The sequence below is a fragment of the Nocardia sputi genome (assembly GCF_023501985.1).
In genome coordinates, this window is record NZ_JAMFLC010000058.1 from 1 (window position 1) to 9,291 (window position 9,291).

The following is a 9,291-nucleotide window of genomic DNA, read 5'->3' on the forward strand; positions in this document are numbered from 1 at the left end:
GGCTGAGTACGCTGCGGCCTGCACCCACACCCACCACCCGGTGGACTGCGGGATCAACTGACAACTGACGAACAACCCGGGCTCTACTCCCGGGTGGTCGCATTATCGGGGACCGGCCACTGGCGAAGGCCTCGGCAGGATTGGCCCCTAGATCAGCGTGGGTCACCTTCTCCGGCCAGGGCCGGAACCACAGCTCCTGGGTGTTGGCCTGCAGCACCTCCAGCAGCCGGATGGCCGGCGAGGGCGTTCGATACCTCTGCAAGCATGTGCTCTCGCATAGCGGCGATGGTTTGCTCGACGTCGCGGGCAGCAGCGTCGGCGCTCATCTGCTGTATCACCTCGGGAGATACCAGCCCGTCGTCGCTGTATTCGCTCCGGTTCTGCTCGTTGTTGGTCGAAAGGATCAGGCGTGCCAGTACCTCGGAGCTAGCGGGGTCGGCTTCTGAGTCGATCGCCGCGTTCTCAAAGATCTCTCTGGTGAGCTGAGTAAGTGCGCGCGGAGGGACAAGGAAGTCTCCGTTACGGACACGCGGCATCAGCGTTTGAGCCCAGGGCGCGCCGGTCGACCGAAGAAACGCCAACTGGAACGGTTTGAACTTTTGCTCGTTCGTCATCGCGTCGTCGAGCTTCGACCACAGTTCAGAAACCGCTCGCACTGTCGAGGTCAGATCGACCTCACTGAGCAAGGTTGCGCGCTTCTCGGCCTCGATCGGCGACACCCCCGCGTCGGCACACATCAATACAAAGTGAGATTGCCCCTGTTTCCCGGACGGGTTGGGTGTGATGCTCACGCGGCTGTGTGAGTGGGGGTGTGGGTTCGTTCGTACTCTACGGGGCTGAGCATTCCGATCTTCGAGTGTGGCCTTGTCGGGTTGTAGAAGGATTCGATGTAGTCGAAGATCGCGTTCGCCAGTTCCTGACGCGTGGCCCATGCCTTTTGGTCGAGCAACTCCAATTGCATGGTGCCGAAGAAGCTTTCGACCATGCTGTTGTCGAAACAGTCCCCGATCGATCCCATCGAGCCGAGCAGTCCGGCCGCGCGGATGCGCTGCCCGAACGCCCAGCTGGTGTACTGCTCAGGTTCAACCGGTGGACGCAACACCCGAGGTCGCGGAGGGTGTTATGGGAAGGCCGTCGGACTGGATGCGGGAGGTCACCGGACGAACGCCGATGCGGTCGCCGGGGGCTCCAGGGATGCCGCGGGCGGTGGAGCGCCTGTTCTGGGACAAGATCGCCGAGGGCCTGCTTCCAGCGGAAGCTGGTGTAGCAGTGGGGGTATCGCCTGTCAAGGGCAGTCGATGGTTCCGTGATGCTGGCGGGATGTCACCGTATTCCTGGGCCAGGCCAGGCGGCCGTTACCTGTCTTTCGCCGAACGTGAGGAGATCGCGCTACTCAGGGTGCAGGGCAAGGGTGTGCGGCAGATCGCGCGGGCGCTGGGTCGCAGCCCGTCGACAATCTCTCGTGAGCTGCGGCGTAACGCCGCGACCCGCAGCGGCAAGCTCGACTACCGCGCCTCGGTCGCCCAGTGGAAAGCCGAACTGTTCGCCAGACGCCCGAAAACGGCGAAACTCGCTGATAACAAACAACTTCGGGACTACGTACAGCAGCGCCTAGCGGGGCGGATCACCGATGCGAAGGGCAGGGCCGCCGCCGGGCCGGCGACGGGAACCTGGACCGGCCGCAACAAACCGCACCGCTCGGACCGGCAATGGGTTCAGGCGTGGAGCCCGGAGCAGATCGCGCACCGACTGAAGATCGACTTCCCCGACGACAAGTCGATGCGGATCTGCCACGAGGCCATCTACCAGGCACTATACATCGCAGGACGCGGCGCCCTCGATCGGGAACTGATCCTGACTCTGCGAACCGGCCGGGCACTGCGCATGCTTCGAGCTCGGTCCAAACGCGTCGCCTGGGCCCACATCACGCCCGAGGTGCTGATCGGCAACCGGCCGGCCGAAGCCGAGAACCGCGCGAACCCGGGCCATTGGGAGGGTGATCTCATCATCGACACCGATCGCTCGGCGATCGGAACCCTCGTCGACCGGTCCACCCGGTTCACCGTCCTCGTCCACCTGCCCCGCGAGGATGGCTGGAGGGAGATGGCACCGGTCAAGAACGGTGCCGCGCTGAGCGGTTACGGGGCATCATCGATGAACAAAGCGCTTTCGGCGGCGTTGCGGAAGATCCCCGAGCCGATGCTCAAGTCTCTGACCTGGGACCGAGGTAAGGAGTTGTCGGCCCATGCGGAGTTGACATCGAATACCGGTGTCCCGGTCTTCTTCGCCGATCCGCACAGTCCATGGCAGCGCGGAACCAATGAGAACACGAACGGCCTTCTGCGCCAATTTTTTCCTAAGGGCACCGACCTGTCGCGGTGGACCGCTAAGGACCTCGCGGCCGTCGCATACACCCTCAACACGCGACCGCGGAAGGTCCTCGGGTGGCGCACGCCGACCGAGGCGATGGAACTACACCTACAATCCCTTCAACAACGAAATGTTGCGTCGACCAGTTGAATTCGCCCTGAGCGCCGTGGTCGGAATGGGCGATCGTTCGACCCGCGGGAGGTCGGCGCCGCCACCTGGCCATGTCCAACGCGTCGCAGACCAACTCGGCACGCAGATGATCTGCGATCGACCACCCGACGATCCTGCGGGAGAAAGCATCCAGCACGACCGCGCAGTACACCCAGCCCTGGTTGGTGCGGTGCTGGGTCACATCCATACACCACAGCCGGTCCGGGCCAGCTGCGCCGAACCGGCGGTTGACCAGGTCCGGATGTGGACTGGCCTGCCGATCCCGTGTCGTGCAACCTCGACGACGACGGAAGACCCCGGTCAGGCCAGCCTTGCGCATCAGCCGGGCCACGCGTTTACGACCCACCCGGATCCCTCGACCGAGCCGCAGCTCGGCATGCACCCGCGGAGCACCATAAGTACCGCGTGAAGCGGTGTGGATATCGTCGATCGTGGCGGCGAGTTCACGATCGGCGCAGGCACGCGCGGACTCACCGCGATGTTTCCATTCGTAGTACCCGGAGGTCGACACCCGCAGCACACGGCACGCCACCGTGACCGGGACGCCGGCTTCGGCCAATTCGGCGACCACCGGGAACACTATTTTGGGAGAACGTTCTCCCGCGCGAAGTAGGCCGCCGCCTTACGGAGCACCTCGTTCTCGAGTTCGAGCTGCCGAGTCTTGCGCCGCAGCTCGACCAGCTCCTTGCGTTCGGTGCTGGTCACGCCTTCACGTGCGCCCTCATCGATGTCGGCTCTTTTGAGCCAGTTCCGCAAGCACGACTCAGAAATCCCCAAGCCCTTCGCGACCTGACCGATCGGCCTGTCGCTGCTGCGGGCCAACTCGATCGCGCGCTGACGGAACTCCAGTGGGTGTGCTGGTGGCATCCAGACTCCTTTCGGAGGCGAGTATCTCGCCTCACTGTCGGTGTCCGGAAGACCGGGGCAACCTCAGAGTTCGAGGATCTCAGGATGCGTGTCGGTTCGAGGTTCTGCCGGGTCGAGACTCGCCGGACCGCGTCGAAGATGCTGGCTGGGATGGTGTCGGAGCTGCCGAACAAGGACTGTTGGACACTGGCCGAGCATGCCGGCGACACGAGTCCGGATGCGATGCAGCATCTGCTGTCGGCAGCGGGGGTCGACGAGGATGGGCTGCGAGATGACTGGCGCGACTATGTGCTCGAGCATCTCGGCAGCGCCGGGGCGGTCCTGGTGGTCGACGAGAGTGGCGACCTGAAGAAGGGCACCAAGACCGTCGGGGTGCAGCGCCAATACACCGGCACCGCTGGACGTATCGAGAATTCACAGGTCGCGGGATCCCGGTTACGCCACCGAGACCGGTCACGCGTTCCTCGACACCGAGCTGTACCTGCCGAAGCCTTGGACCACCGACCGCGCCCGCTGCGCCGAGGCCGGAGTTCCCGCCGACGTGAGCTTCGCCACCAAACCCGCGTTGGCGCGCAAGATGATCGTGCGCGCTCTCGACGCGGGAGTCGCCGCCGCCTGGGTCACCGGCGATGAGGTGTACGGCGCCGACCCCGCGCTGCGGGGCGCGCTCGAGAACCGCGGCGTCGGATACGTGGTGGCCATCGGCCCGCGACCGGCGCGTGAACACCGCCACCGGCCGCTACCGCGCCGACGAGCTCGCCGCCCGGGTGCCGCGCCGCGGCTGGCAACCCCTGTCGGCTGGTGATGGCGCGAAGGGTCCACGAGAGTACGACTGGGCCTGGATCGGCATCAGCGCCGACACCGACGACGCGGCGACCGGGCATCGGTGGCTTCTGATTCGCCGCAACCGAACCAGCGGCGAACTGGCCTATTACCGCTGCTACGCACCCGAACCCGTACCGCTGAGCGCGCTCGTGGCCGTGACCGGGCGCAGGTGGTCGATCGAGGCAAATTTTCAGACCGCCAAGGGCCTATATGCGGACTGGACCAGCACCAGGTCCGCCGATGGTCATCGTGGCGGCGCTGGACGATCCTAGCGATGCTGGCCCACGCCTTCCTCACCGCCCTCGCTATCACCGAACCGCCCCCGACCACCCCCGCCAGCGCTGGACAACCTGCCAAAACCACACTTATCGCGCTGACTCGCAACGAGATCCGACATCTCTTCGCCGTACTCGTCACCCGCCCCGCCCGCAGTATCGGGCATCGACTGGCCTGGTCCACATGGCGACGACGACACCAACACCACGCCCGCACCAGCCACTACCAACAACGATCCCACACCACACCATGAAAACGAAGTCCGGCTGGAGTACTAGATCGGCAGCCAGTGGCGAGTGAGCAATGTGCTGCAGATGAGATTCGAGGACGACGTTGCTACCATCAGCCTCGATGGTCGCGCACTCTTCGTACCGGAACTCCCGAGGGTCGTCCCTCGGTTCGATGTCAACTCTTTGCGGAAGGAAGACCCGGTTACGCAACATCGAACCCGCCGACCATGGGGCGTTCGTCCGGTTCGACCGGGCCTCGGCAGCATTGGGTGCATCGGCACCAGTGGGAGGACATCAGTTCTGGGCAACGCACAGGACGTCGGGAGCCGATCTACGCGGCGATCATCACTTCGCGATCGAGTCTCTGCGCAATCGGATGGTAGTAGGGTCCCTCTGTGTCTGCGAACTCGGTTCGAACGCAGGATTATTCAGTTACACCGTTGGCATCGCGCCCATGTTTCGGCGATGTGGCTACGCCACAGACTCGATCGTCGTACTGCTTGCACACATGTTCGGTGCATGCGGCTATCGCAAATGTGACATCTGGGTCTATGCTGGCAACCTCGGTTCCTTGGCGCTACATGGCGTCGTTGGTTTCCGCGAACTAGGGAGCGTCGCTGATACCGAGGTGCTTCGCGGCCACGTTCGATACATGATCAACATGAGTATTACCGCCGAGGAGTTCGCAGCGCGTCATCCTCATCCGATGCTTGGACATCCGTTCGATTCGGCACGGCGCGGGCTGCACTGGCGATCGCGGCGCGGACGTCATTGGCACATGAGGCAACGACTACCGATCTTCTGAGTTTAGCCCCATCTCTGTGAGACAGAGTCTTAGTCAGGGCCTCGATGTGTTGTGTCGGTGTGTATTTTGTGACAGGCGATGCTGGGACGAGGCCCGGCGGCTGCTCGCCGCGCGGGGTCTATCGCGGACGACCGTTTGCGTTGGGGCCCAAGCGTTGCCGCTCCCTCGGGTCAGCTGGCGCCGCGCACTCACCACGGCCGGGAATACCGCGTGGCGTGACGGCGGAAAAAGACGATTCAATCCTCTCGAGGAGTGGAGACTGCCGAACGAGCGGAGCGGTGTCAGCGCCAGCCGTGCACGAGGTAGCAGGGCGTGAGGGTTGTTGTCAGAGAGTAGCTCGGCTCGCCCAGGCTATAGCCGATGGATTGCGCAAACCGCCAGATACCAAACATTGCGGAGCACATCGGAAAGGCCTACAGAGGCCGCCCGATAGGCGCGGACGGGGACTGTGAACCATGAGTTTGGTGAAGGCCACACTTCGGCCGCCGCCCGGCTGAAATATGCCATGGACGGCACTGGTCTGGCCAAGGCGTACTACGAGGGCAGGGAGGACCAGCTCTCCGCGTTGGGCCTGAGATTGAATTGCGTGGTGCTGTGGAACACTGGCTACCTCGACCACGCCCTGAGTGTGCTGCGTGGACACGGCTACCCGGTGCCCGACGCCGACGTGGCGCGGCTGTCGGCGTTCATCCGCGCCCACCTCGGCCTGGAAGGGCACCACAGCTTCGTGCTGCCCGACCTGGACGGGCGGCCCTGGCCACTACGCGCCCCGGCCACCCCCGACGACCGGTGAGGCGATTCGGCCGAACCATGGACGAGGCCGTCCATCGCCTCACCGAGGCAACAAGGAAGGCGTGTACATGGCATGCAGGCAACACCAAATACGTCAGCGGCGAGCTTGAGCACGGAGTTGCTGAACGCATCCCTGACCTCGACAAGCATCTTGGAGACCAGGCTGCGCGGCACGAGTTGTCGCCGGATCCAGCATCCACCCACGATGAGCCTGCTGGCGAGCACAGACCGGATGCTCCCCTACTGGTCGCGGACGAACTGGGCAGGATGCTGGGCACCGAGGCGACATGGGGAAATATGGTTGAACCGGACGTTCGAGACGTGGGCACGCTCACCCGATGGGACCCCGCTACCACCGCTGAACCGGGATGTGGTGCTGTCCTGCTGGGACATGTTGTTGTGCGCCGGAGTCCGTTCCGGCGCACTCAAGCATGCCGACGTCCGTCGAATCTATGAGTGGTTTCCGCAAATTATTCCACGACGTTGCCGCATGACAAGGTCTCGACGACTAATGAGACTATTGGATGGGAAGAACGCTTCAAAGCAATGCTTGCGCCTCATGGATTGCAACCTTTCCCACCGGGTGATGGGCATCTCGGTCGACAGCCGCGGCGTGGAGACTTGGTAGTTTGGGCCGCGGAGGAGACCCGGTTGGCCCATGTTGCGGTTGCCACAGGACGCATGCTTGGCGAGGGCGTCGACAGATCACCCGAGGTGTACAGTTTCTGGCCGCCGCCAGGTCATTTCCACGTAGCTGAGAACGGTAGTCGATCGACTGTGGATGTTCTGAAGATGACATCCGTCAAAGAACTGACCGACTATATGGTCAATCCGCCGACCGGGTCCAACGCAGACCGGTTGACCTCGCCGGTAGTCAGTTTCGGGCGAGGTCCCTGGTAGATAGCGCGCTCGGGCCCGCTCCCGCGCCTCTGGCGTCACCGCCGACGACGGGCAGCGGGGTCGGTCTGAGCCTGCCAGCGGCACAGCGCCTCTGCCGATACCTTCGCTTACTCGGCCAGCAACCGTACCGAGGTGCGACCGGACAAGGCCATCAGCATCGGCGTGGACGCGCCGCTCTCGGCCGCGTGCGTCACGCTGGTGTATTCTCCCGCACCGCTCACCAACTTATAGATTGACCTGACCCCGGAGATATTGTCAGATCCTGTGGACGGGGGCGTTCGGCAGTAGCCGCTGTCAGCGGAGTTCGGTCCAGGTGAAGGGGTCCTGCCGGCCTGGTCGATCATCCATCCAACCGGTGAAGGCCGCCAGGACCGCGTCGCGGGAGTCTGTGGTGGTCTGGAAATGGTCGTGTGGGCTGCCGTTGCGGTATGCGGCGCGGCCGAGATCACCGGCGGCGACGTGCGGGCCGCTGTCGGCGAACCCGCGCACACGACGTCCGACGCTAGCTGTCCGCGCGTCGCAGTCGAGATCTATGTGGAGACATCCGACATGCCGATCGCGGGTGGGCGCTGGCTGATCGGAGCAGACTCGATCGTCATCTACGAGCGTCCACCGGGGTGAAGGTGGCATCCACCGTTCCGGCAGCCCTCCTTCGGAACTCACCGTCGTGGAAGCGCGTGTCCGACACCGGCCAGCGGTCAGGGACGGGGTGCCGGAGGGACCCGCGTGATAGGGCGAAAGCTGGCCGGGCGGCACAATCGCTCGAAGCGACCGAGGGGACGGCGGGGATGACGATGGCGGCGAGGATGCAGCACGGGAGCACGAAACCGGCCGGGATGTCGTCGATGGCCGGCAGGGTGGCCCAGGCGAAGTCGTATTCGCGTTCACCCCTGACTCCCTGGCCGGCCGAGACCCGGTGCCATGCTTCGGCGGGGGCGCGGCTGATCAGGGTATCGACTCTTCGGCGGCCATCGACGTCGGTGATGGTGTGCCTCACCGGCACCTCCACTACGTAAGGCATTCGGTTCGACTCCAGGAACGCCCGGAATCTGCCGTCACGTCCGTAGGCGGAATCGGCGGTCACCCACCCGGCGGTCACGCCCGCGGCCAGCGCCCGGCCGATCATCGCTTCAGCCAACCGTGGCTTGGTCAAGACTCCTCGGGTCCAACGGTTCTCGGGCACACCGGCGTCAGCGCAACGGTCGCGGTCTGCGATCCATGCCTGCGGCAGAGACAACTCACGGTCGATCAACGCCCGGCCCGAGCCGATCGGCATAAGCGAGGAACACACCCAGTTGACAGTTCTCGATCCTGCCCGCGGTGCCCGAGTACTGCCGTTGCACCCCAGCCGAGCGCAGTCCCTTCTTCACAAACCCCGTCTCATCGACCACCAGCACCCCATCGGGTGAAGCCAGCGCCTCGACCACATACGAGCGGACCTGATCGCGCACCTCATCGGCGCTCCACCGCGCACGGTTGAGCAGATGCTGACACCCATCCGGACTCACCGCTCCCGCCGCCTCGGCCAGCTGCCAGGAGTTCTTCCGCTCCACCGGCGCCAGCAACCCCGTCACATACGCCCTCGCCCACCCCCCCGCGGCCCCGCCCGCCCGAACGCCCCCGCAACACGAGCGAACACATCATCCAGACTCGCCCGCCACACCGCAATATCCTGCGGCACAACATCTTCCAACACACCAACAACCTACAGGTAACGAACTACAACTGTCGTGTTAGCGGGGACTGTAAATACAACGGCTCTGTCCCACTTTCGGTGGTGATGTCGCCGTGACGGCACGATGTTGCGGTGTGCGAGGTGAATGTTTCTGCCGCCGTGGCATTTTCGGGTTTGTCGCCGTTGGTGGTGGAGGAAGTGGTTGATGAGGGTGAGCAGGTCGCGGTGCGGGCCCGGACGCCCGGCGGTCCGGCTATCTGACCAGGTTGCGGAGCCGAGTCCGCACGGGTGCACGGGTACTACCTGCGGACGGTGGCGGACGTGCCGCTCGACGGACGCCCTGTGGTCGTGCGGGTCCGGGTCCGGCGGCTTGTTTGCCC

At 64.5% G+C, this 9,291-nt stretch carries 12 protein-coding genes and 2 pseudogenes; 7 read left to right on the top strand and 7 right to left on the bottom strand.

Annotation, left to right across the window (positions count from 1 at the left end; all coding sequences use genetic code 11):
* Positions 1 to 152: 152 nt before the first annotated feature.
* Positions 153 to 791, bottom strand: a complete 639-nt coding sequence (locus tag M8859_RS36510) for a hypothetical protein (RefSeq protein WP_249645666.1) — start codon at positions 789 to 791, stop codon at positions 153 to 155.
* Positions 788 to 1,099 carry an IS3 family transposase gene (locus M8859_RS36515; RefSeq protein WP_195072134.1) on the bottom strand — a complete coding sequence of 104 codons (312 nt, stop codon included), beginning with the start codon at positions 1,097 to 1,099 and terminating at the stop codon, positions 788 to 790. Before M8859_RS36515 ends, M8859_RS36510 begins: the two co-directional genes overlap by 4 nt.
* A gap of 44 nt (positions 1,100 to 1,143) precedes the next feature.
* On the opposite strand from M8859_RS36515, the gene M8859_RS36520 reads away from it, so the two are divergent.
* The gene (locus tag M8859_RS36520; protein WP_249645668.1) at positions 1,144 to 2,520 is read left to right on the top strand and encodes an IS30 family transposase; all 1,377 of its coding nucleotides are present in this window, start codon (positions 1,144 to 1,146) and stop codon (positions 2,518 to 2,520) included.
* Here M8859_RS36520 and M8859_RS37865 read toward each other — a convergent pair.
* Complete coding sequence (locus tag M8859_RS37865; protein ID WP_372492979.1) at positions 2,417 to 3,121, bottom strand: IS3 family transposase; 705 nt, start codon at positions 3,119 to 3,121, stop codon at positions 2,417 to 2,419. The two genes, M8859_RS36520 and M8859_RS37865, sit on opposite strands and share 104 nt — an antisense overlap.
* Positions 3,121 to 3,408, bottom strand: coding sequence for a transposase (locus tag M8859_RS36525; protein ID WP_159930942.1), 288 nt, complete (start codon positions 3,406 to 3,408; stop codon positions 3,121 to 3,123). The genes M8859_RS37865 and M8859_RS36525 overlap by 1 nt, the downstream gene beginning before the upstream one ends.
* A 150-nt stretch (positions 3,409 to 3,558) precedes the next feature.
* Between M8859_RS36525 and M8859_RS37140 the strand changes: the two are divergent.
* The 5 genes and pseudogenes from M8859_RS37140 to M8859_RS36535 form a co-directional block, all read left to right on the top strand.
* Positions 3,559 to 3,771: pseudogene (locus tag M8859_RS37140) on the top strand (IS701 family transposase); the annotation flags it as partial.
* A gap of 118 nt (positions 3,772 to 3,889) precedes the next feature.
* Entirely contained in the window at positions 3,890 to 4,213 is a 324-nt protein-coding gene (locus M8859_RS37145; RefSeq protein WP_236565816.1) for a transposase, read from the top strand.
* Complete coding sequence (locus M8859_RS37150) at positions 4,128 to 4,505, top strand: hypothetical protein (protein ID WP_283780409.1); 378 nt, start codon at positions 4,128 to 4,130, stop codon at positions 4,503 to 4,505. Before M8859_RS37145 ends, M8859_RS37150 begins: the two co-directional genes overlap by 86 nt.
* 406 nt (positions 4,506 to 4,911) lie before the next feature.
* Entirely contained in the window at positions 4,912 to 5,544 is a 633-nt protein-coding gene (locus M8859_RS37870; RefSeq protein ID WP_372492980.1) for a GNAT family N-acetyltransferase, read from the top strand.
* A gap of 448 nt (positions 5,545 to 5,992) precedes the next feature.
* Positions 5,993 to 6,337, top strand: a complete 345-nt coding sequence (locus M8859_RS36535; protein ID WP_249645667.1) for a Tn3 family transposase — start codon at positions 5,993 to 5,995, stop codon at positions 6,335 to 6,337.
* Between the two features lie 1,193 nt (positions 6,338 to 7,530).
* On the opposite strand, the gene M8859_RS36540 is transcribed toward M8859_RS36535, so the two are convergent.
* The 3 genes from M8859_RS36540 to M8859_RS37155 all read right to left on the bottom strand — a co-directional run bounded on the left by M8859_RS36540 (position 7,531) and on the right by M8859_RS37155 (position 8,810).
* Complete coding sequence (locus tag M8859_RS36540; protein WP_195072131.1) at positions 7,531 to 7,725, bottom strand: hypothetical protein; 195 nt, start codon at positions 7,723 to 7,725, stop codon at positions 7,531 to 7,533.
* Positions 7,726 to 7,831: 106 nt separating this feature from the next.
* Positions 7,832 to 8,512 carry a transposase gene (locus M8859_RS36545; protein WP_195141129.1) on the bottom strand — a complete coding sequence of 227 codons (681 nt, stop codon included), beginning with the start codon at positions 8,510 to 8,512 and terminating at the stop codon, positions 7,832 to 7,834.
* Positions 8,475 to 8,810, bottom strand: a complete 336-nt coding sequence (locus tag M8859_RS37155) for a transposase (RefSeq protein WP_443678233.1) — start codon at positions 8,808 to 8,810, stop codon at positions 8,475 to 8,477. The genes M8859_RS36545 and M8859_RS37155 overlap by 38 nt, the downstream gene beginning before the upstream one ends.
* Positions 8,811 to 9,043: 233 nt before the next feature.
* On the opposite strand from M8859_RS37155, the pseudogene M8859_RS36550 reads away from it, so the two are divergent.
* A pseudogene (locus tag M8859_RS36550) lies at positions 9,044 to 9,291 on the top strand (transposase family protein); the annotation flags it as partial.

Excerpts from the sequence above, each read along its gene's own strand:
- M8859_RS36520 (WP_249645668.1), top strand. The coding sequence starts at position 1,144 with ATGCGGGAGGTCACCGGACGAACGCCGATGCGGTCGCCGGGGGCTCCA.
- M8859_RS36525 (WP_159930942.1), bottom strand. The coding sequence starts at position 3,408 with ATGCCACCAGCACACCCACTGGAGTTCCGTCAGCGCGCGATCGAGTTG.
- M8859_RS37870 (WP_372492980.1), top strand. The coding sequence starts at position 4,912 with ATGTCAACTCTTTGCGGAAGGAAGACCCGGTTACGCAACATCGAACCC.
- M8859_RS36545 (WP_195141129.1), bottom strand. The coding sequence starts at position 8,512 with ATGCCGATCGGCTCGGGCCGGGCGTTGATCGACCGTGAGTTGTCTCTG.